The sequence below is a fragment of the Methylobacterium sp. 285MFTsu5.1 genome (assembly GCF_000383455.1).
In the GTDB taxonomy this organism is placed as follows: Bacteria; Pseudomonadota; Alphaproteobacteria; order Rhizobiales; family Beijerinckiaceae; genus Methylobacterium.
This window is the reverse complement of record NZ_KB911285.1, coordinates 96,628-117,501: the sequence shown is the minus strand read 5'-3', so window position 1 is coordinate 117,501 and position 20,874 is coordinate 96,628. Positions and strand designations below refer to the sequence as shown.

Genomic DNA, 20,874 nt, shown 5'->3' with positions numbered 1-20,874 from the left:
TGAGACACGAAAGGTTTCAGCGCCGCCTGGTGACGGTCACGGAGCAAGCCGCGGGCCCGGCGGGTTCACGATCGCAGTCGCGGATGAGCGCTGCGACTTAGGGCCTGCTTCCGGAGGAGGCAATACATAGTTAATGCTGAGTGACTGTTCGGCGCAGCCGGCCGTCGCGAGGTTTGACGGGGGACCGTTTTCGCCGGAGCTATTTCAATTCACGCGAGTTTCTTTCATCGCGGTTTCAACCGGATCGGCGCCTCGAATGACCCCGGCCGAAGGGCGGCCGGGGTCCGCCGCGTTCAGACGGCGTCCGCGTCCTGGCGCGCATCGGCCGTCCCGCCGACCGTCTGGATCGTCTCGAAACCCTCGAATTGGGGGTGGCCGAGATACAGGGGCTTGGTCGAGGGCACGCGGCCATGCGCCTTGCGGAACTGCTCGGACCGGGTCCAGGCCTCGAAATCGGCACGCGATCGCCAGATCGTGTGCGAGGCGTAGAGCACGTGGTCCTCGTGCTCGGGGCCGCGCAGCAGGTAAAACTCGACGAAGCCCGGCATCTCGCCGAGGTGGCTGTCGCGCCCGAGCCAGACGGCCTCGAAATCCGCCGTCGCGTCCTTAACGACCTTGAAGCGATTCATCGCGATGAACATGCGTGCCTCCTGCGCGGTACCGAACCTACATGCCCCTGTGGTCCTAAGGGGTACCGCCGCGCGGCGACAAGGCGCACCTCGAAAGCAGCCCTGACCTCCACGTCGACATTTGAGCAACAATGTTGCAAAGATGTGTGGGCTTAAACTAGAAGATGTAACCTTCGACTTGCGAAGCTTGACAACTTGGTGTCCTACTGCGCCCCGGTTCACCTGTGTCGGGATCAGGGCTATAGCCGGACATCGGCACGGAGTACCGGCAACCTGGCGTGCAGGACATGCGACTAAGGGGCGGACGGTGAAGCGGCGCGACAGCGAGGCGAAGACACCCCGTCCGCAGGAGGATGCAGCCCACGCCATGGACAAGGATTCCTCCGGCCAGACGATGCCGAAGCAGACGACGGACGTCGATCGCCTCGTCGGCATCCGGATCACAGCGCTGCGCAAGGCTCGCGGCATGAGCCAGACCGCGCTGGGCAACGCGGTCGGCGTGACCTTCCAGCAGGTTCAGAAATACGAGAAGGGCCAGAACCGGGTCGGGGCCGGCCGGCTGCGCGAGATCGCGCGCCTCCTCGAGGTTCCGGTCTCCGCGTTCTTCGAGGAGAACGAGCCGCGCGAGAACGCGCAGGAGGACGTGTTCGGCTTCCTCAGCGCCCACGGCGCCATCGAGCTGCTGCGCGCCTACGCCCAGATCGAGGACGAGCAGATGCGCCGCGACGTGCTCGCGCTGGTCCGCAGCGCCGCGCGACTCGCGCAGAACCGCGGCGCAACCGCGCCGACGACGGATCCGGCCTGACCGGCGCGCGAAACAGGCTTCACCTCGGGGACCTTCGAAGCGGCTGCGCCGAGCCCGGCGTCACGGCGGATCGGTCGCGATCAGGTGGAAGAAGCTGCCGGTGACGGGTCCGACCCGGTGGCCGGCCAGTCCCAGATCGACACCTTCGGCATCCGTCACGCGGGCGAGCGCCGTTTCCTCCGGCGCGATCGGCGAGAGCTCGCTGGCGTAGTGGAATTCGTGGCCGACAAGGCGCGTGCCCGCGGCGCCGAGCAGGCCGGATTCGCAGAGCCGCGCGACGCGATAGCCGAGATGCAGCTTGCGCCGGTGATACGAGGTCGCGACCGGCAGCAGTCCGGCCATGGCATGGGTCGCTCCGTCGGCATCCTGCAACGTCTCGCCCAGGACCATGTAGCCGCCGCACTCCCCGTGGACCGGCCGGGTCCGCGCGAAGCGGCGCAGCCTGTCCAGGAAGCGGGTCGCGCCGGCGATCGGGCCCGCGTGCAGTTCCGGATAGCCGCCCGGCAGCCAGCAGACGTCGCAATCCTCGGGCGGTCCCTCGTCGGCCAAGGGCGAGAACGGCACGAGCTCGGCGCCGGCCATCCGCCACCCGGTCTCAAGATGCGGGTAGAGGAAGCTGAACGCCGCGTCCCGGGCGACCGCCACGCGCTGTCCGGGCGGCCGGGGCAGGCGGCCACCGGAGGGCGGTACGGTGCCGCTCGCGCAGGCCGTCACGGCGTCGAGGTCGATGCCCGCCTCCGCGAGGTCGGCGAGCCTGTCGAGGCGCGCGGCGAGATCCGCGGTCTCGCCGGCCTGCACGAGCCCCAGGTGGCGCTCGGGCAGGACGAGCTGCGCGTCGCGCATCAGCGCGCCGAGCACCGGCAGCCCCGCGCGCTCCATGCCGGCTTCGACGAGGCGCCGGTGACGGGCGCTCGCCACCTTGTTGAGGATCACGCCGGCGATCCGGATGCGGGGATCGTAGAGCTTGCAGCCGAGCGCCACGGCGGCCGCCGATTGCGCCGCGCCCGACACGTCCACCACGAGCACCACCGGCCAGCCGTAGCGCGCGGCGATGTCGGCATTCGCCCCGGTGCGGTTCTCGGCCGCCCGGACGCCGTCGAACAGGCCCATGGACCCCTCGGCGATCAGCAGATCGGCCGCCGCCGCCGTCGCGCCCGCCAGCGCGTCGAGGAGCGGCGGCGCCATGGCGAAGCTGTCGAGGTTGAAGCTCGGATGGCCGGTCGCGGCCTGGTGGAAGGCCGGATCGATGTAGTCCGGGCCGCACTTCGCGCCGCGCACCCGCAGGCCGCGCCGGGTGAGGGCGCGCATGAGCGCGAGGGCGACGGTCGTCTTGCCGGAGCTGGAGCGCGGCGCCGCGACGAGGAGGCCGGGGGCACTCACGACCGCGACCCCACCGTGCCGCCCGGCCGGTAGCGCCGGTCGTAGTCGGGCGCGTAGAGGGCGCTCTCGCGGAACTCCGCGGCGCCCAGCGCCGGTCCGACCAGGATCAGGGCGGTGCGCTCCAGACCGGCCTCCGCGACGAGCCCGGGCAGCGCGGCGAGATCGCCCACGAGCGCCCGCTCGTCCGGCCAGGAGGCTCGGAACACCGCCGCCGCCGGGCAAGACGGGCCGTAGAAGGGGATCAGCTCGGCGGCGACGGCCTCGACGACGTGGATCGACAGGTGAATCGCCAGGGTCGCGCCGGTGGCCGCGTAGGCCGCCAGCGTCTCCCGCTCGGGCATGGCGCTCGCCCGCCCGGAGGTGCGGGTCAGGACCACGGTCTGGGCCACGCCCGGGACCGTCAGCTCCCGGCGCAGCAGCGCGGCCGCGGCCGCGAAGGCGGGGACACCCGGCGTCACCGTGTAGGGAATGGCCAGCGCGTCGAGCCGGCGCATCTGCTCGGCCAGGGCGCTCCAGATCGACAGGTCGCCGGAATGCAGGCGCGCCACGTCCTGGCCGGCCGCGTGCGCCGAACGGATCTCCGCCAGGATGGCGTCGAGGTCGAGGGGCGCCGTGTCGACGATCCGGGCACCGGGCGGGCACCAGCCCAGGATCTCGGGTGCGACGAGCGACCCGGCGTAGAGGCAGACGGGACAGGCGGCGATGCGGTCGCGCCCGCGCACCGTGATCAGGTCGGCCGCGCCGGGGCCGGCGCCGATGAAGTGGACGGTCATGGTTCCCGTGTCGTGTCGTATCGGACAGCCAGGGCGCAAGTGGCGCCGCCGCTCGCGATCCGGGGTAGGGCGAGGCGGCTCCGGGGCCCGGCGCCGGCGAGGGCCGCCGCCTCGGCCAGCGAGCCGACGCCGCGCAGGCGCTCGATCCGCGCCGAGCGGGTGACGACCTCGGCGTCGCGGGCCTCCAGCGCGGCGGCGGCGATGGAATGCGGTGCCAGGCCGAACCGGGCCGTCGCCGCGCGGATCGCCGGGTCCGACGCCCGGTCGTCAGCCGTGGCCACGGCCGCGAGGCTCGACCGCGCGGCGCCGACCAGGACGAGAGCGCGCTCGATCAACTCCGCGATCTCCTCGGCCTCGGTGCCCCGGCGGAACCCGATGCCGGCGACCAGCGCTCCGGTCACGGCTTGGTCCAGGCCCACTGGATCACCGTCATGGCCGGGCGCCAGCCGTGCATTCCCCCGACCGGGCTCGCCCGCTCCACGCCGTAGCGGCGCAGGCTCCCGCCATGCGCCGCGAAGGCCGCGAGCAGCGCGGCCTCGCCCTCGAGGGTCACGGCGTTGGCGACGCAGCGACCGCCGCCCGGCAGCGCTGCCAGCACGGTCGCGAGGACCCCCGGCTCCGAGACGCCGCCGCCGATGAAAACCGCGTTCGGCGCGGGCAGGCCGGCGAGCGCGCCCGGCGCCGTGCCGGCGACGACGGCGAGGTCCGGGGCGCCGAGCGCGACGGCGTTGCGGCGGATCCGCTCGACGCGGTCCGGCCTTCCCTCGATCGCGGTGGCGCGCAGGCTCGGGTGGCGCAGCATCCACTCGATCGCGATCGAGCCGGCGCCCGCACCGACATCCCAGAGATGCTGTCCCGGATGCGGGCGCAGCGCCGACAGGGTCAGGGCCCGGATCTCGGACTTGGTCAGCTGCCCGTCATTCTCGAACAGGTCGTCGTCGAGGCCTGGCGCGAGGGGCAGGGCGCGGCCGGCACCCGCCACCGCGAGCGCCACCGTGTTCAGCGGATCGAAGTCGGCGCCGTCGAACGCGTCGGCGCGGAGCGGGCGGACGCGCTCGCGCGGCCCGCCCATCGCCTCCAGCACCGTCAGCGTCGACGCGCCGAAGCCCCGGTCGCGCAGCAGGGCGGCAAGGGCGCCGGGCGTCGTGCCGTCCCACGACAGGACGAGGAGCCGCGCACCCGGCTGGAGATGCGGAACGATCCGGGTCAGTGCGCGACCGTGGAGCGTGACCAGGGCGCACTCGGCGAGCGGCCAGCCGAGCCGGGCGCAGGCGAGGCTGAAGGCCGAAGGCTGCGGGAAGGCGCGGATCTCGTCCGCCGGCACCAGCCGGGCGATCTCGGCGCCGATGCCGTAGTGGAACGGGTCGCCCGTGGCGAGGATGCAGGTCGGCCGGCCACGCCGCGCCAGGATCTCTGGATAGGCCTCGTGGATCGGGCTCGGCCAGGGCTGCGTCTCCGCGTCGAGCGGCCCGGCGAGGGCGAGGTGGCGCCGGCCTCCGTAGACCACGCGGGCGGCGTCGAGCGCGGCGGCGGCGGACGGCGTCAGTCCGGCCCGGCCGTCCTCGCCGATCCCGACGATCGACAGCCACGGGACGCTCGACAGCGGGTCAGCGCTCATGGACAAGGCGCTTATGAACACGCCGCTCCCGATCACCGGCACGATGCGGATCCTGATCCTCGGCGGGACCGGCGAGGCGAGCGCCCTGGTGCGGTCGCTCGCGGGGCAGGCGGATCGCGCCGTGACCCTCTCGCTGGCGGGACGGACGGCGGCGCCGAAGCCCGAGCCGGTCCCGACCCGGATCGGCGGGTTCGGCGGCGCCGAGGGCCTCGCCCGCTACCTGGAGGCCGAGGCGATCACCCGCCTGATCGACGCGACCCACCCGTTCGCCGCGCGGATCTCGGCCAACGCCGCGCGCGCGGCGGCCCTGACGGGCGTGCCGCTCCTCGCGATCCGCAGGCCGGCCTGGAGCCGGGAGCCCGGCGACGACTGGGTCGAGGTCGACGGGATGGAGGAGGCGGTCGCCGCCCTTGGCCCCGAGCCCCGGCGCGTGTTCCTGACGATCGGTCGACAGGAGGCCGGGGCCTTCGCGGCGGCGCCCCAGCACAGCTACTTGGCGCGGACGGTCGAGCCGCTGGGCGGCATCCTGCCGGTGCCGCATCTGACCGCCCTGGAGGCGCGCGGACCGTTCGACGCCGCGTCCGAGACGGCCCTGATGCGGGCGAGCCGGATCGAGATCGTGGTCAGCAAGAACGCGGGCGGCGCGGCGACCTACGGCAAGATCGCGGCGGCGCGCGGCCTCGGAATCCCGGTCGTGATGGTGCGTCGGCCGGGCAAGCCCGACGTGCCGAGCGTCGCGGACGCCGCCGGCGCGCGCGACTGGCTGGACGCGGGCGATCACGCCGATCCCTCGACCTTGCGGGCCGTGTAGACGAAGGGCGCCCGGCCCGCGCGCGGGATCAGCCGCGTCGTCGAGGCGCCCAGGATCACCATCGTGGCCATGTCGGCCGGCACCGCGGGCGCCTCGGCGAGGGTCGCGACGCGGATCGCCTCGTCCGGCCGGCTGACGGCGCGGGCGAACATCACCGGCGTCTCGGGCGCGCGGATCCCGGCCGCGATCTCCAGCGCCGCCCCGAGCTGCCAGGGCCGGGCGGTGGAGATCGGGTTGTAGAGCGCCACCACGAAATCCGCGCGCAGCACCGCCTCCAGCCGCGCGGTCACGACCGGCCAGGGTTTCAGGTTGTCCGAGAGCGAGAGCGCGCAGAAGTCGCCGCCGAGCGGTGCCCCGAGCCGGGCCGCGGCGGCGAGCATCGCGGTGATGCCCGGCTCCACCGTGATGGCGAGGTCGCGCCAGCCGGGCTCGCCGTACTCGACCGCCTCGAACACCGCCGCCGCCATGGCGAAGACGCCGGGATCGCCGCCGGAGACGACCGCGACCCGGCGGCCGGAGGCGGCGAGCTGCAGCGCGTGGCGCGCCCGGTCGACCTCCACCCGGTTGTCACTGGCGTGCCGGACGAGGCCGGGCCGCTCGGGCACGCGGGCCACGTAGGGGAAGTAGCCGACGACGTCCTCCGCCGCGTCCAGCGCCCGGCGGGCCGACTCGGTCAGCAGGGCCGCGTCGCCCGGCCCGAGGCCGACGACGGTGAGGCTTCCGCTCACGGTCGCCGGCCCTCTCCGGGCAGGAGCACCATCGAGAAGTAGGGCGCGTCGTCGTCGGCCTTGTCGGCCAGCATCACGACCCGCTCGCCCGCCATCGTGCCGCGCTCCACGTAGACCGCGCGCGCGAGCAGCCCGGCGGCCGACAGGGCGGCCCGGACCTTCGGCAGGTGCCGCCCGAGCTTCATCACCACGGCCGCGTCCGTGCCGCGCAGGCGCTCGGTCAGCGCGTCGAGCGACAGGGTCGCCGGCAGGACGGTGAGGACGTCGTCGCCCCACGTGATCGGCGTGCCGGCCCGGGTCCAGCAGCCCGACATGCCGGTGACGCCCGGAACCACCTCCACGGGGAACCGGTCCTTCAGGCGCCGCCAGAGGTGCATGAACGAGCCGTAGAAGAACGGATCGCCCTCCGACAGGATCGCGACGTCGCGCCCGGCGCCCAGGTGATCGGCGAGCTGCCCGGCCGCCTCGTCGTAGAATCCGGCCAGCGCCGCGACGTAGTCCGGGTGCTCGGGATGGATCTCGGTCGTGTAGGGATAGGCGAGGGCCATCTCGCGGGCCGGGTCGCGCAGGATCGCGTCCGCGATGGTGCGGGCGTTGCCCCGCCGGCCGCGCTTGCAGAAATGCACCAGCACGGGCGCGCGCATCAGGATGCGCTGCGCCTTCACGGTCAGCAGCTCCGGATCGCCCGGGCCCATCCCGACGCCGTAGAGCGTGCCCGTCACCGCGGCCGCGGGGATCTCCTCGGTCGGGCCGTCGAGGCGCTCGAAACCGTCCATCACTCGACCTCGCTGGCGAGCGCGTTGACCGCCGCGGCCGTCATGGCGCTGCCGCCGCGCCGTCCGTGCACGACTACGAACGGCACGCGGCCGTCCCGCGCCAGGGCCTCCTTCGACTCCGCCGCGCCGACGAAGCCGACCGGAATGCCGATCACCGCGGCGGGCGGTGCCACGCCGGCATCGAGCAGCTCCAAGAGGCGGAACAGGGCGGTCGGGGCGTTGCCCACCGCCACGACGCTGCCCGGGAGATGCTCCCGCCACAGCTCCATGGCGGCCGCGGAGCGGGTCGTGCCGAGGCTCTTGGCGAGGTCCGGCACGCGCGGGTCGCCCAGGGTGCAGATCACCTCGTTGCCGGCCGGCAGCCGCGCCCGGGTGACGCCGTCGGCGACCATGCGGACGTCGCACAGGATCGGTGCGCCGGCCTTCAAGGCCGCGACGCCGGCCTCGGCGAAACCGGGCGCCATCTCCACGTCGGCCGGCAGGTCGGTCATGCCGCAGGCATGGATCATGCGGACGACGACGCGCTCGGCGGCGCCCGACCAGCGCCCGAGAGCGGACTCGGCGCGGATCATTGCGAAGGAGCGCGCGTAGATCGCGCCGCCGTCGCGGATGTAGTCGTAGCGGGACGGGGACTCGTGGGCCGCGGCTGGCTCCGATCCTGTCTGGCGCAGGGCGTTCTGGCTCGCGCTCATGCCGGTCTCCTGGTCCTCCCGCATTCCGAAGGGGTGATCTCCGGCGCGAAGGCGGCGGAGAGCCCGTCGATCTCGGCCCTTCCTAGCCGCTCCAGCACGGCCTCGATAGGGAGATCCATCGCCGGCTCATCGCCGGGCGCACCCCCGATCACAACGCCGTAGAGGCCGTCGCGGCCGACGAGGGTCAGGTCCGCCGCACCCGGCCGCGCGCAGCCCTTGGCGCAGCCCGAGACGTGCGCGGCATGGCCCGCGGCCGCCAGGGTGCCGAACGCCGCCGCGAGGCGGGCCGCGTCCGCGAGCGTGGGGGTCGATCCGGAGGCGCAGCCCGGCGCCCCCGTGCAGGCCGCGATCGCGCGCCGCGGATCGTCGGGGACGACGATGAACTCGGCCGCGAGCGCCGCAATCGCGGCCGCCGCTTCGGCAGCGGCCGGCGCCAGCATCACGAAGCCGCGCGTGGGGGAGAGGCGGATCTCGTCGGAGCCGATCGCCGCTGCCGTAGCCGCGATCCGGTCGAGGGCGTCGGCAGTGCAGCGCCCGAAGGGCGCGTCGGCGGCGACGCTCCGAAGGTCGCGTCCGCCCGCCGGACGCGCCGGCTCCCGTTGCGGTGCGAAGCCCCGATGCGCCTGTGCCGGTCCGGCGGGGGACTCTCCTGACGGAAGCGCCTCGGTCAGCGCGGTCCGCTCGTCGTCCGACAGGTCGCGCATCCGGCGCCGGCCAGTCCGCGCGAAGGCTCCGAGCAGGGCCGCCACGTGGCCCGGCGCCGCGTCCTCCGCGCAGGTCAGGAGCGTCCGCTGGGTCTCACCGTGCGCGACCGTGATCGCGACGCGGCCCGGCCCCTCGGCGACGACGCAGAGATCCGCCTCCGGCAGCGCCCGGCCGGGGCGGCCCTCGACAGCGACCAGGGTCTTGGCCGGCAACCCCGGGATCGCGAGCCCCGCGGTCTCGATCGCCCGGGCGAGGGCCGGCACGTCGATCGTCTCGTCCGGGTCGTGGCCGGCCAGGGGGCTCGTGAGCGTCAGGCGCTGGGGGCCGCCGTCGGCGCGCACGTCGCCGAGGCCCCGGGCCGCGAGCCAAGTGGCCAGCGGCGCGCGCGTCGCCTCGGAGACGCCGCGTATCTGGAGATTGGCCCGGGCGGTGAGATCCAGGTGCCCGTTCCCGAAGCGCCGCGCACCCTCCGCCACGGCGCGGGCCTGATCGAGGGTCAGGATCCCGAGCGGCGGATGCACGCGCGCGAGCAACCCGTCGCCCGTCGGCATGGGCCGCGCCAGACCGGGACACCAGCCCCGGCGGGCCGGTGCCTCGGGCAGGACGCGCCGATGCGGGGCGGCACTCACTCGGCGGCCTCGCGCATCAGGGCGTCGGCCGGGAGGGCGTTGCGCCGGCTGTGCCAGAGGCCGCGGTCCCGCGCCTCGTCGAACCGCTCCAGGATCGCCCGGGCCGCGGCGGGATTGGCGGCGCGCAGGCGCTCGAACACCTCGGCGTCGGCGATCCAGGCCGCGTAGAGCGCCTCGAAGCCCGCATTTGTCACCGCGTCGCTCGCGGCGGCCAGGACGAAGACCGCGTCGAGCCCCTGGGCGAGCTCCTGCGCGCCCCGGTAGCCGTGGCGCAGCTGGGCCGCGATCCAGCGGGGGTCGGCGAGGCGCCCGCGGATCAGGCGGGCCGCGTCCTCGCGGGCCGTCCGCGCCTTCGGCCGTTCCGGGACCGACACGTCGAGGCTGTAGAGGGCGGGGCTCGCCCCCTCCAGGGCCGCGGCCGCCGCGAAACCGCCCATCGCGTCGACGGCGGCGTCGCCGTCGAACAGGTCGCGCTCGGCCACGTCGAAGGCGTGGAGATAGGCGTCGGCCGCCGCGACGCGGGCGGCGAAATCGGCGTCGGGCCCCTCGCGGTCGCCGTAGGCGTGGCCGCTCGCGGCCAAGTAGGCGCGGCCGAGGTCGGCGCGGCCGTCCCAGGCGCCGTCGAGGGCTGTGGCGGCGGTGCCGGCGCCGTAGCGGCCGGGCGCGGCCCCGTAGACGCGCACCGACGCGTCGCCCCGCCGGCGCGCCGCCGCGAGGGGATTCTCGTCGTCGGCCTCGTCCCGGTCCGCCACGGCGCGGGCGGCGCGGTCGAGCAGCGCCAGCGTGTCGGGGAAGGTGTCGCGGAACGCGCCGGAGACGCGGACGGTGACGTCGATCCGCGGCCGGTCCAGCATGGCGAGGGGCAGGATCTCGAAGCCGGTGACGCGGGTGCTGGCATGGTCCCAGACTGGCCGGACGCCCATCAGGGCCAGGGCGTGGGCCACGTCCTCGCCACCGGTGCGCAGGGTCGGCGAGGCCCAGAGATCCATGACGATCCGGGCCGGATAGGCGCCCTCGTCCTGGAGGTAGCGGGTCACCACGGCGGCGGCGGCCTTCTCGCCGAGGAGTGCGGCGGCGCGGCTCGGGATGGCCCGCGGGTCGAGGGTCGCGAGGTTGCGCCCGGTCGGGAGCACGTCGGCCCGCCCGCGCGACGGCGAGCCCGAGGGGCCCGGCCGGACGAACCGCCCGTCGAGGGCCGCGAGCAGGCCGGTCCGCTCGGAGTCCGCGCTCGCCGCGACGGCGTCCGCGGCCCCGTCCGGGGCGCGGGCGAAGACGTGCAGGCCGTCCCGGAAGACGGTCTCGCCGAGATCGCAGAGATGGGCGTCGAGCCGCGTCAGCGCCTCGTCCATCGGCGTGTCCGGGCCGATCCCGGCACCGTCCAGCAGTCCGGACGCCGCAGCCTCCTCCAGGATGGCGCGGGCGATGAGGTCGGCGCGGCGGGGGTCGAGCACGCTGGCGGCGGAATACTCCTCCACCAGCTCGCGGAGGCGGGCCGCCTCGGGCGTCAGCGCGTGAACGGCGGTGTCGGGCGTGAGGTGCCCGAGCGCGACCCCGCCCAGGCGGCGCTTGAGCGGCGCGGCCTCACCCGGGTCGTCGACGATGAACGGGTAGATCACCGGCAGCCCGCCGACGCAGAGCGCCGGGAAGCAGTCGGGTGACAGGGCGACGGCCTTGCCCGGCAGCCACTCCGCGGTGCCGTGCGTGCCGAGCTGCACCAGGGCGTCGAATTGCTGCCGCAGGCCGAGATGGAAGGCTAGGTAGGCGTGGGTCGGGGCGCGGTCGAGGTCGTGGTAGCCGGTCTTGCGATCGGGGTCGCGGCCGCGGTCGGGCTGGAGGAAGACCGCGAGGCCGCCGTCCCGGACCATTCGGAACCGGAAGGCGCCGTCGACGCAGGCCGGGTCCGCCTCGGCCTCGCCCCAGCTGTCGGTCACGGCGGCGCGGACGTCCTCGGAGAGCGTGCGCCACCACGCCGCGTAGGCCGCGAGCGGCACCCGGAACGCGGGCGGCCCCTCCGTGAGCGCCGCCATCAGCGCTCCGGGCTCCGGAAGCGCGCCGGCCGCGTAGCCCGCGGCCGCGAGGTCGGCGGCGATCGCGCGGGCGCTCGCGGGCGTGTCGAGGCCGACCGCGAAGCCGGCCCGGCCGCCGCGGGCAGGGTAGTCGGACAGGACCAGGGCGACGCGCCGGGCCGCCCGGGGCAGGGCGGCCAGCCGCAGCCATCCCGCGGCCCGGTCGGCGAGCGCGGCGATGCCGGCCTCGTAGGGCACGGCGCGCCGCTCGGCGAAGCCGGCGATCTCGGCGCTCTCCTCCTTGAACGAGATCGGGAAGCCCGAGAGCCGGCCGTCGAATTCCGGCAGCGCGACCTGCATGGCGAGATCGGCCGCGCCGAGACCGCGGGCGGAGGCCTCCCAGGCCGCGCGGGGCGACCCCACCGTGAAGGCCTGGAGAACCGGGCAATCGGCGCCGTCGAGCACGAAGCCGGTCTCGTCCTCGCGGGCCGAGAAGGCGGTGGCGGCGATCACGAGATCGGGCCTGCGCGCGCGCACGGCAGCGGCGACCGCGGCGGCGGCCTGCGGCTCCTTCAGGCTCGACACGGCCATCGGCAGCACGCCGATCCCGCGCGCCCGCAGGGCGGCGGCGAGGGCGACGAACGGGCCGGTGTCGCCGCCGAGCACGGCGGAGCGGTAGATCAGCAGGAGCGCGACGGGCTCCGCCGCGCTGCGCGCTCCGGCGAGCGGGATCGCGGTTGCGGCCGCGGAGAGGGCTGCCTCGAGGGGAAGAACTCCGCAGCCGGGGCACCAGGGAAAGCCGCGCGGGAGCGGCACGGGCGGCTCGACCGGTCCGTCGGCGCCCAGGCGAATCGCCAGGCGCCGCAGCATCCGCCGCAAATTGTCGGGGCCGCCAGCCCGGAAATAGGCGTCGAGCTGCCCGGCGAGGTCGGGATCGGTGGAGAAGGCGGCGAGGCGCGGGTCCGGCCGGTCGTCGCCCGGCAGGACCGCGAGGACGACGCCGTGCGCCCGCGCGGCCTCGGCGCAGCGCTCGATCCCGTAGCGCCAGTAATCGAGGCCGCCCAGGCAGCGAATCACCACGACCTTGGCGCGCGCCACGACGCGCTCGACGTAGAGGTCAACCGAGAGCGGGTGCCGCAGCCTGGCGAGCTTCGCGAGCCGCAGGCTCGGCAGGCCGGGCTCCGCGGCGTGGGCCTGCCCGACCGACGCGAGGTCGCTGTCGGTGAAGGACAGCACCACGAGGTCGCCGGGCTCCTGCCCGAGATCCACGGCCGCCTCGCCCTCGTCGAGGGAGACGGAATCGATGCGCACGAGGTGCACCGCGGCGACCCCTAGAGCGAGTCCGGGCGGGCGTGCGCGACCGGCCTCATCCCGCGAGGGCCGCCGCGACGGCGTCCTTGTCGAAGCCCTTGAGGCCGATCACCACCAGCGTCCCGTCGCGGGCTTCCCCGGCCCGCCAGGGGCGGTCGAAATGATGGGTCACGCGTCGGCCGACACCCTGCACCACGAGGCGCATCGGCTTGCCCGCGACCTCGGCGAAGCCCTTGATGCGCAGGACGCCGGCGGCCTCGGCCGCCGCCTCGACCCGGGCCGCGAGATCCCCCGCGGTCACCGCCGGGCGCACCGGAAGCGCGACGGTCTCGAAATCGTCGTGGTCGTGGTCCTCGCCCTCGCCGTGATGCGAGGGGCGGGCGTCGAGGTCGTCCTCGGCGGCCGCGCCGAGACCGAGCAGCACCCGCGGGTCGATGGCGCCGTTCTCGGTCTCGACCACCTTCACGGCGCGGGGCAGGTGCCCCTCGACCTCGGCGCGGACCCGCGCCCGCGTCGCGGCGTCGATCAGGTCGGCCTTGTTGACGACCACGAGGTCGGCGCAGAGGAGCTGGTCCTCGAACACCTCCTCCAGGGGGTTGTCGTGGTCGACCGACTGGTCGGCGGCGCGCTGGGCCGCGAGGGCCTCCGGATCCTCCGCGAAGGCGCCCGAGGCCACCGCCGGGCCGTCGACCACCGCGACCACTCCGTCGACGGTCACCCGCGAGCGGATCGCCGGCCACTGGAACGCCTGGACCAGCGGCTTCGGCAGGGCGAGGCCGGAGGTCTCGATCAGGATGTGCTCCGGCGGCTCGGCGCGGCCGAGAAGGGTCTCCAGCGCCGGCACGAAATCGTCCGCGACCGTGCAGCAGATGCAGCCGTTCGGCAGCTCGACGATGGCGTCCTCGGTGCAGCCCTCGACGCCGCAGGCGGCCAGGAAGGACTTGTCGAAGCCGATATCACCGAACTCGTTCACCAGGATCGCGAGGCGGCGCCCCTTGGCGTTCTCGACCACGTGGCGGACGAGGGTCGTCTTGCCGGCCCCGAGGAATCCGGTGACGATGGTGCAGGGGATCTTGTTCACGAGGGTCATTCCGCGGGCTCCAGGGTGCCGGCGGGGACCGGGCGGGGTTCTGGGAAAGGGGGAATGCGGGCGATCACGCCCTTGCGGAACGCCTCCGGACGCTCGCGCCAGGGCACGATGCCGTCCGGGGTCGCCGCGTAGGCCGCGAGCCCGCCGAGGATGATCTCGGCCGAGGCGGCCGGATCCATGTCGCCGTAGACGTAGGTCCAGCGGTCGGCCGCGGCGACCGCCACGGTGCAGGGCCGCTTGCAGACCGAAAGGCACTCCACCGCCTCGACCCGCAGGTCCGGCGTGGCGCCGCTCCGCGCTCGAAGCGCCTCCAGCAGGCGGGCCCCGGCGCGGGGCCCGTCGGGGTCGTCGTCCGGCCGGCGGCAGGTGGTGCAGACGTAGAGAACGGTCTCAGGCACGGGCCGCTCCCCGATCCGCGCCGCGGGCGAAGGCCTGCCACGCCCAGCCGAGCCCCAGCCCGATCAGGATCCAGAACACGAAGCTGATGGCGAGCGACCGCGCGGCGAATTGCGCGGCGAGCGCGGCCGGAAGTTCGGACGCGGCCTCGGGCGCCTGCGGGGCACCGACGACGTGCGGCGCGATGATCAGGACGAGCCCCCCGAGGATCGTGATCAGCGCGCGGCGTATCGTGATCAGGTAGAGCCCCATCCCGGTCGCCGCGGCGGTCATCACCCACCACGCCTGCCGCGTCGCGAGCGGGGCCGCCGCGCTGCCGGGCAGTTCCGGCGGCAGGCCGAGACCCGGCGCGAGCGCGACGCTGGCGAAGGCGGCCACCGCGAAGGCGAGGCCGACCTGCGGCGTGGGTTCGCGGCTGCAGGCGAGCATCACCGCGCCGAGCAGCAGCGCGTAGCCGACGCCGCCCACGAGGGTCGCGAGCCCGGTGAAGGCCATCCGCGGCAGGCCGGGCGCGGGCTGCCATTCCGGCGCGGCGTCGGGCGCGGCGTGGTCGTGCCCGGCATGGGCGAGCACGATCGGGAACGCCTTGATCGGGAGCGCCTTGGCAGCCCGGTTCGGCGCCTCCTGCTGCTCGTAGCGCTCGGCCGCGACGATCAGCGGCGAGGTCAGCGTGAGTTCGAGGCCCGTCACGATGGCAGCCGCGAAGAAGCCGGCGGCGAGGGCCGCCGACAGGAGCCGGATGATCATCCCTGGTCCGGGGACGTCAGTGGCAGGGGAAGTTCTGGGTGTGCCGGAAATCGTGCGCCGCGTTGTGGAGCGCGATCGCCGGCGAGAAGCCCGCCATGAACAGCAGGCCGAGGCCCAGCACGGCCGCGAGTGCGACGGCGATCGGGCGCTCCGACGCGCGGGTGCCGGCGGCGATGGGGGCGAGGGTTTGCGTCGTCATCAGAAGCGTCTCCAGCCGCCCCACCGGCGGCATTGCGGGATCCTGTCGCGACGGCAGGTCTCCTGGCTCGCGGCTCGGCGCGCCCACCGCCTTCCCGGATCGCTCCGGTGGCGCTTGGCGGGCGCTCGCCGCTCACAGTTGCGGGGGCAGCCGCGGAATCGGGGCTTCAAACCCCTCACCGCATTCCCTTTTCACCCCGTCTCCGGGGCACCGTCGCCCGGCCGTTGTAGACGCATGACCGCCGGGACACAACGGAGCGGCGCCGGATCGCGGCCGTTTCCCGCGCCCGCCCCGCGATCGGGGCGGGCTTGACGGCCGCGCCCCGGAGCGGGCACCGCCGCACCCGATACCCGCCCGGCCCCGGCGCGGGCGCTGAACTCCCGGAGACCCGATGGCCCCGACAGACGATCCGACCCCGGTTCTCGTCGATCTCGCGGCAGGCCGTGAGCCGCGGATCGTCTCCGATGTGGGCACGGGAACGACGTGGCTCGAGGTCGACCTCGGCGGCCGCTTCCCGATCCATTCCGTCGCCCTGCGGCCGGGGGAGGGGGCGGTTCCCGCGGAGCCCGGCGACGTCGCGGTGGCGGTCTCGCAGGACGGCGTGACGTGGGCCGAGCCGGACCTCGCCGTCTGGACCGCGACCCCGGACGCCCTCGTCGCCGCGATCGTCCCCGACGAGCGGGCCTGGGCGCGCGCGGTCCGGATCGCCGCGCCCGAACCGGCCCGGATCGCCGGCATCGGCATCCGCGCCGACGAGGCCGCGGTCGACCTGATCGCGCTGCGGGCGATGCTCGGCCTCGACGTGACGCTCCTGAACGAGAAGCCCGGCGCCAACGTCTACGTCACCTACGCGCTCCAGTCGGCGCCCGACCGCGCCAGCCATGCCCTGGTCGGCCTGTCGCTGTTCGAGAACGGCGCCTTCGGCAACTGCCTCGTCCAGTACATCATCGCGGTGACCATCGCGAAGTCGCTCAACCTGAAATACATCAAGGTGCCCAAGGTCGACCGCAGCAAGGTGATCTTCCTGACCGAGCGGCTGACCTGCGACGGCATCACCTTCATCCCGCCGGACGAGCCGCTGCCGGCGGACGGCTACTTTTTGTCGGGCCTGTATTTCGACCCGACGCAGTTCGAGCGCGTGACCGCGCTGCGGGGACCGGCGGATTCGCGCGCGATCGTGCAGAGCGTGATCCGGCCGCTGTTCAACGGTCTGCCGAAGAACTTCCCGGTGAAGCCCGACGACCAGCTCCTGATCCACATCCGGTCGGGCGACATCTTCAGCACCTGGGTCGATCCGCACTACCCGCAGCCGCCCTTCGCGTTCTACCGGATGGTCATCGACCGGCTCCTGGCCGAGGGCCGGATCCGCTCGGTCAAGCTCGTCTTCGAGAACAGGCTGAACCCGGTCATCGCCGAGGTGGAGGCGTACGCGGAGCGGCGCGGATTGCCGGTGGAGATCCAGAGCGAGTCGCTGATCTCCGACGTCGCGGCGCTGGTGAACGGCCGCTACCTCGTCTTCGGGCTGGGGACGTTCGGGCCGGGGATCTGCCACCTCTCGGACCACGTCGAGCAGGTCTTCTACTTCGCGTCGAACTGGCCGCAGGGCTTCCAGTCGATCCCCACAATCGGGAAGGTGGTCGAGGTCCGCGATCTCGAGGGCCGCTACATGAAGGTCGGCGAGTGGCAGAACACCGACGCGCAGCGCCGGACGATGGTGGATTACCCGGCCGAGGCCCTCGCCTTCGACGACGCGTGACCGGCTTGGCGGGCCGGAGGCGCTACGGCGCCGTCCGGAGATGCTCGGCGGGGGCTCCGGCCGGACGGGTCGAGCCGGCGTCGCGCACCTTCAGGGCGTCCGTGTACATCCGCTCCACGTCCGTCCGGAAGGCGGCGCGCGAGTCCGGTCGCGTGTAGAACATGTGCCCGCCCGGATAGACCGCGAGGCTCAGGCGGCCGGCGGCGTAGGCGGGGACCTGCGCCAGCAGGAGCTTCGAGGCGAAGTAGGGCGTCACCAGGTCGGTGAAGCCGTGCGCCACGAGGACGCGCAGGTGCCCGTCGAGCGCCAGATCGCCCTTCAGGTTCGACAGGACCTCGGGTGCCTGCCGGCCCGAGCCCCAGTTCCAGCCGCGATTGACGGCGTTGTTCAGGAGCTCGTAGCGCATGTTGGTCACCGGCCATTTCAGCGTCCGCGCGTAGAGGTCGAGCATCGCGCTCGTCAGCGGTGCCTGGAGGGCGGTGAGCTGGGGATCCTCGAAGCTCGACTGGGCGGCGTCCGGGTTCGGGTCCCAGCCGGTGATGCCGGTGTCGTAGGCGCTGGTCACGCGGCCCTCGGCGCGGTCGATCTCGCGCTGGACGCTCCGGGTCGAGAGGCGCGCCGCCTGGGCACGCACCAGGGCGGGGTCGAGACCGACGAGGGGCGCGACCTTCTCGGTCATCCGGGCGACGGCGGCCGTGTCGCTCGGCCCCGTGAGCAGGTCGCTCAGGTACGGGCCCGAGGCGTAGGCCTCCGCGTCGCCGAGCAGGGTTGGCGTCGGCACCGTGCCGGCCCGCTCGAGCGCGCCCGCCGCCAGCGAGGGCAGCTTCAGCACGTAGCCCCACGGGTTGGCCCGCGGCGTCTCCAGCCACGCGAAATCGAGCACCGGCGAGAGCAGCACCATGCCGGACAGGCCGACGCCGATCTCCTCCTGGAGCTTCTCGGCGATCAGCGGGCCGCGGAAGCCGCCGTAGCTCTCGCCGACGAAGAATTTCGGGCTCGCCATGCGGTCGTTGACGCGCAGGTAGCGCGCGATGGTCGCCGCCAGAGTCGAGGCGTCGGAATCGATCGACCAGTAGGCCTTGCCGTTCCCGTCCGCGGCCCGGCTGTACCCGGTCCCCACGGGATCGAGGAAGATGAGGTCGGTGAAGCCGAGCCACGTCCCGTCGTTGGGCGTCAGCGTCACCGGCTGCGACGGGCTGATGCTGTCGCCGCCGACCGGCAGCCGCCAGGGCCCGATCGCCCCGATATTGAGATAGGCCGAGGCGGCGCCCGGGCCGCCATTGACCGCGAAAGTGACGGGACGCTCCCGGCCGGCCTGCGGCGCCATCGTGTAGGCGACGTAGGCGATCTCGGCCTGCAGCTTGCCCGCCTCGTCGACGAGGGGCAGGCTGCCGGCGGTGGCGGTGAAGTCGAGGGTCCGGCCGTCCGGCAGCGTCACGCTCTGCTTGGTCGTCGAATCGGGCGGCAGGCGGCGCCCCTCCGGGCCGCGCTGCGCCGGTTTGCTCTCCGCGGGATGGCCGTGCGGCGCGTCCTGGGCGAGGGCCACTGTGGGCGCTGCGAGGGCCAGGGCGAGGGCGAGCGCGGCGCGCCCGAGACGTGCGTGGGGGGCCATTATCAAGCCTTCTTGTTCCAGCGTCCGGACTCGTCCTGCTGCCAGTAGGCCACCGCGTGGCCGGCGTCCTTGGCCTGCTTCCACTGCTCGCGGGCGCGCAGCAGCGCGTCCTGGTCAGTCCCGTCGAACAGGATGCAGATCCGCTCGTACTGCCCGGCGTCGGGCGGCAGGTCGGCGCCCTCCACCAGGAAGCGGATCGAGGCGGTGTTGGGATTCACGTCCCGGAGCGTGAGCACCACCGGCTGGCTCGCGGCGTCGGGCTCGCGGTCGGTGCCGTGCGGCAGGAAGCTCTCGTCGGAATAGGTCCAGAGGTGGTCGTCGAGCGCCTGCAGGCGCTCCTCGCTCGCCGCCTGGATCGCGGCCTGCCAGCCGCGGTCCAGCGAGCGCTCGACGAGGTTCGGCAGCACCTTCTCCAGGGGCTGCCGCTGCATGTGGTAGAAGAGGATCTCGGTCACGGCACCGAGGATATAGGGCCGCGGGCCGCCGCGCGAGCAGCGGCGCGCCGCCGCGGCCTCAGACCAGGCGGCTCTGCTCGATCGCGGCGCCGACGAAGCCCTTGAACAGCGGGTGCGGCTCGAACGGGCGCGACTTCAGCTCCGGATGGAACTGCACGCCGATGAACCACGGGTGCCCGACATGCTCCACCGTCTCGGGCAACAGGCCGTCGGGGGACACGCCCGAGAAGCGCAGGCCCTTGGCCTCCAGCCGCTCGCGATAGGCCATGTTGACCTCGTAGCGGTGGCGGTGGCGCTCCGAGATCTGATCGGACCCGTAAATCTGGGCGATCTTGGACTCGGGGTCGAGCTTCGCCTCGTAGGCGCCGAGCCGCATCGTGCCGCCGAGATCGCCGGCCGCCGCGCGCCGCTCCAGCTCGTTGCCGCGCAGCCACTCGGTGAGCAGGCCGACCACCGGCTCGGCGGTGTCGCCGAACTCCGTGGAGTTGGCCTCCGGCATCCCGGCCAGCGAGCGGGCCGCCTCGATCACCGCCATCTGCATGCCGAAGCAGATGCCGAGATAGGGGATGCGCTTCTCGCGGGCGTAGCGGGCCGCGCGGATCTTGCCCTCGGCCCCGCGCTGGCCGAAGCCGCCCGGCACGAGGATCCCGTTGAGGCCTTCGAGGAAAGGCGCCGGATCCTCGCGCTCGAACACCTCGGCCTCGATCCACTCGAGATTGACCTTCACCCGGTGGCTGATGCCCCCGTGGGTCAGCGCCTCGGTCAGCGACTTGTAGGCGTCCTTCAGCCCCGTGTACTTACCCACGATGGCGATCGAGACCTCGCCCTCGGGATTGCGCACGCGCTCGGCGATGGTCTGCCAGCGGCCGAGATCCGGCTCCTCGCCGTGCTCCAGGCCGAAATGGCCGAGCACCTCCCGGTCGAGGCCCGCGGTCCGATAGGAGAGCGGCACCTCGTAGATCGAGGCCACGTCGAGGGCCTCGATGACCGCGGTCTGGCGGACGTTGCAGAACAGCGCGAGCTTGCGCCGCTCGTCCATCGGGATCGGCCGGTCGCAGCGGCAGAGCAGGATGTCGGGCTGGATGCCGATCGAGCGCAGCTCCTTCACGGAGTGCTGGGTCGGCTTGGTCTTCAGCTCGCCGGCGGACGGGATGTAGGGCAGCAGCGTCAGGTGGACGTAGCAGCAGGTGCCCCGCGGCAGCTCCTGCCCGAGCTGCCGGATCGCCTCGAAGAACGGCAGGCCCTCGATGTCGCCGACCGTGCCGCCGATCTCCACCAGCACGAAGTCGAAGCTGTCGTTGCCGTCGAGGACGAAGTCCTTGATCGCGTTGGTGACGTGCGGGATCACCTGGATCGTGGCGCCGAGGTAGTCGCCGCGGCGCTCCTTGGCGATGATGTCCTGGTAGATCCGGCCCGTCGTGATGTTGTCGGCCCGGCTCGCCGGAACGCCGGTGAAGCGCTCGTAATGCCCGAGGTCGAGGTCGGTCTCGGCACCGTCGTCGGTGACGAACACCTCGCCGTGCTGCGTCGGGCTCATCGTGCCCGGATCGACGTTCAGGTAGGGGTCGAGCTTGCGCATCCGGACCCGGTAGCCGCGGGCCTGGAGGACCGCCGCCAGGGCCGCCGAGGCGAGGCCCTTGCCGAGGGAGGAGACCACGCCGCCGGTGATGAAAACGTACCGCGTCATGGGCCTCGGTCCATAAAGAAGCTGCTGGCATTTGCCAAACGAAGCGGGCCCCGGCCCGCGCATGGGCTG

20 protein-coding genes and 1 riboswitch are annotated in these 20,874 nt (G+C 73.8%); of the genes, 3 read left to right on the top strand and 17 right to left on the bottom strand.

Translation table 11 applies throughout. The features are described from left to right. Positions 1-293 precede the first annotated feature (293 nt). A complete protein-coding gene (locus tag H288_RS0121510) occupies positions 294-641 on the bottom strand; it encodes an antibiotic biosynthesis monooxygenase (RefSeq protein WP_020094643.1) in 348 nt (115 codons plus the stop codon). A gap of 355 nt (positions 642-996) precedes the next feature. Here H288_RS0121510 and H288_RS0121505 point away from each other — a divergent pair, with 355 nt between their 5' ends. Then, complete coding sequence (locus H288_RS0121505) at positions 997-1,434, top strand: helix-turn-helix transcriptional regulator (RefSeq protein ID WP_020094642.1); 438 nt, start codon at positions 997-999, stop codon at positions 1,432-1,434. Between the two features lie 60 nt (positions 1,435-1,494). On the opposite strand, the gene H288_RS0121500 is transcribed toward H288_RS0121505, so the two are convergent. Genes H288_RS0121500 through H288_RS0121485 form a run of 4 tightly spaced genes read right to left on the bottom strand, consistent with a single transcriptional unit; the run spans position 1,495 to position 5,205 of the window. Then, positions 1,495-2,814: a cobyrinate a,c-diamide synthase gene (locus H288_RS0121500; protein WP_020094641.1), complete on the bottom strand. Its 1,320-nt coding sequence runs from the start codon at positions 2,812-2,814 to the stop codon at positions 1,495-1,497. Continuing rightward, positions 2,811-3,587 (bottom strand): precorrin-4 C(11)-methyltransferase, encoded by a 777-nt coding sequence (gene cobM / locus H288_RS0121495; protein WP_020094640.1) that lies wholly within the window; start codon positions 3,585-3,587, stop codon positions 2,811-2,813. Before cobM ends, H288_RS0121500 begins: the two co-directional genes overlap by 4 nt. After that, a complete protein-coding gene (locus tag H288_RS0121490) occupies positions 3,584-3,988 on the bottom strand; it encodes a cobalamin biosynthesis protein (protein WP_234082293.1) in 405 nt (134 codons plus the stop codon). The genes cobM and H288_RS0121490 overlap by 4 nt, the downstream gene beginning before the upstream one ends. After that, the gene (locus H288_RS0121485; protein ID WP_020094638.1) at positions 3,985-5,205 is read right to left on the bottom strand and encodes a bifunctional cobalt-precorrin-7 (C(5))-methyltransferase/cobalt-precorrin-6B (C(15))-methyltransferase; all 1,221 of its coding nucleotides are present in this window, start codon (positions 5,203-5,205) and stop codon (positions 3,985-3,987) included. The genes H288_RS0121490 and H288_RS0121485 overlap by 4 nt, the downstream gene beginning before the upstream one ends. Here H288_RS0121485 and H288_RS0121480 point away from each other — a divergent pair. After that, positions 5,204-6,016, top strand: coding sequence for a cobalt-precorrin-6A reductase (locus tag H288_RS0121480; RefSeq protein WP_020094637.1), 813 nt, complete (start codon positions 5,204-5,206; stop codon positions 6,014-6,016). The two genes, H288_RS0121485 and H288_RS0121480, sit on opposite strands and share 2 nt — an antisense overlap. Here the strand turns inward: H288_RS0121480 and cobJ are convergent. The 9 genes from cobJ to H288_RS0121435 all read right to left on the bottom strand — a co-directional run bounded on the left by cobJ (position 5,983) and on the right by H288_RS0121435 (position 15,295). Further along, positions 5,983-6,744: a precorrin-3B C(17)-methyltransferase gene (gene cobJ / locus H288_RS0121475; RefSeq protein WP_020094636.1), complete on the bottom strand. Its 762-nt coding sequence runs from the start codon at positions 6,742-6,744 to the stop codon at positions 5,983-5,985. The two genes, H288_RS0121480 and cobJ, sit on opposite strands and share 34 nt — an antisense overlap. Continuing rightward, a complete protein-coding gene (locus tag H288_RS0121470; protein WP_020094635.1) occupies positions 6,741-7,520 on the bottom strand; it encodes a precorrin-2 C(20)-methyltransferase in 780 nt (259 codons plus the stop codon). Before H288_RS0121470 ends, cobJ begins: the two co-directional genes overlap by 4 nt. Beyond that, positions 7,520-8,212: a precorrin-8X methylmutase gene (locus tag H288_RS0121465; protein WP_267965793.1), complete on the bottom strand. Its 693-nt coding sequence runs from the start codon at positions 8,210-8,212 to the stop codon at positions 7,520-7,522. Before H288_RS0121465 ends, H288_RS0121470 begins: the two co-directional genes overlap by 1 nt. After that, a complete protein-coding gene (locus H288_RS0121460; protein WP_081636505.1) occupies positions 8,209-9,468 on the bottom strand; it encodes a precorrin-3B synthase in 1,260 nt (419 codons plus the stop codon). Before H288_RS0121460 ends, H288_RS0121465 begins: the two co-directional genes overlap by 4 nt. 74 nt (positions 9,469-9,542) lie before the next feature. Beyond that, complete coding sequence (cobN, locus tag H288_RS0121455; RefSeq protein WP_020094632.1) at positions 9,543-12,872, bottom strand: cobaltochelatase subunit CobN; 3,330 nt, start codon at positions 12,870-12,872, stop codon at positions 9,543-9,545. A 46-nt stretch (positions 12,873-12,918) separates the two neighbouring features. Beyond that, positions 12,919-13,953 (bottom strand): cobalamin biosynthesis protein CobW, encoded by a 1,035-nt coding sequence (gene cobW, locus H288_RS0121450; RefSeq protein WP_020094631.1) that lies wholly within the window; start codon positions 13,951-13,953, stop codon positions 12,919-12,921. Beyond that, positions 13,950-14,351 carry a DUF1636 domain-containing protein gene (locus tag H288_RS0121445; protein WP_020094630.1) on the bottom strand — a complete coding sequence of 134 codons (402 nt, stop codon included), beginning with the start codon at positions 14,349-14,351 and terminating at the stop codon, positions 13,950-13,952. Before H288_RS0121445 ends, cobW begins: the two co-directional genes overlap by 4 nt. After that, entirely contained in the window at positions 14,344-15,096 is a 753-nt protein-coding gene (locus H288_RS0121440) for a CbtA family protein (RefSeq protein WP_020094629.1), read from the bottom strand. The genes H288_RS0121445 and H288_RS0121440 overlap by 8 nt, the downstream gene beginning before the upstream one ends. A 16-nt stretch (positions 15,097-15,112) precedes the next feature. Next, the gene (locus tag H288_RS0121435) at positions 15,113-15,295 is read right to left on the bottom strand and encodes a CbtB domain-containing protein (RefSeq protein ID WP_026605173.1); all 183 of its coding nucleotides are present in this window, start codon (positions 15,293-15,295) and stop codon (positions 15,113-15,115) included. A 34-nt stretch (positions 15,296-15,329) separates the two neighbouring features. Continuing rightward, positions 15,330-15,525: riboswitch (cobalamin riboswitch) on the bottom strand. A 161-nt stretch (positions 15,526-15,686) separates the two neighbouring features. Here H288_RS0121435 and H288_RS0121430 point away from each other — a divergent pair. Then, positions 15,687-17,051, top strand: coding sequence for a discoidin domain-containing protein (locus H288_RS0121430; RefSeq protein ID WP_020094627.1), 1,365 nt, complete (start codon positions 15,687-15,689; stop codon positions 17,049-17,051). 22 nt (positions 17,052-17,073) lie between these two features. Here the strand turns inward: H288_RS0121430 and H288_RS0121425 are convergent, their stop codons facing one another. The 3 genes from H288_RS0121425 to H288_RS0121415 are packed head-to-tail and all read right to left on the bottom strand — an operon-like array spanning position 17,074 to position 20,805. Continuing rightward, the gene (locus H288_RS0121425) at positions 17,074-18,663 is read right to left on the bottom strand and encodes a peptidase S10 (protein WP_020094626.1); all 1,590 of its coding nucleotides are present in this window, start codon (positions 18,661-18,663) and stop codon (positions 17,074-17,076) included. Positions 18,664-18,665: 2 nt separating this feature from the next. Beyond that, positions 18,666-19,118 (bottom strand): DNA polymerase III subunit chi, encoded by a 453-nt coding sequence (locus H288_RS0121420; RefSeq protein WP_020094625.1) that lies wholly within the window; start codon positions 19,116-19,118, stop codon positions 18,666-18,668. A 58-nt stretch (positions 19,119-19,176) separates the two neighbouring features. Then, a complete protein-coding gene (locus tag H288_RS0121415; protein WP_020094624.1) occupies positions 19,177-20,805 on the bottom strand; it encodes a CTP synthase in 1,629 nt (542 codons plus the stop codon). Between the last annotated feature and the right edge of the window lie 69 nt (positions 20,806-20,874).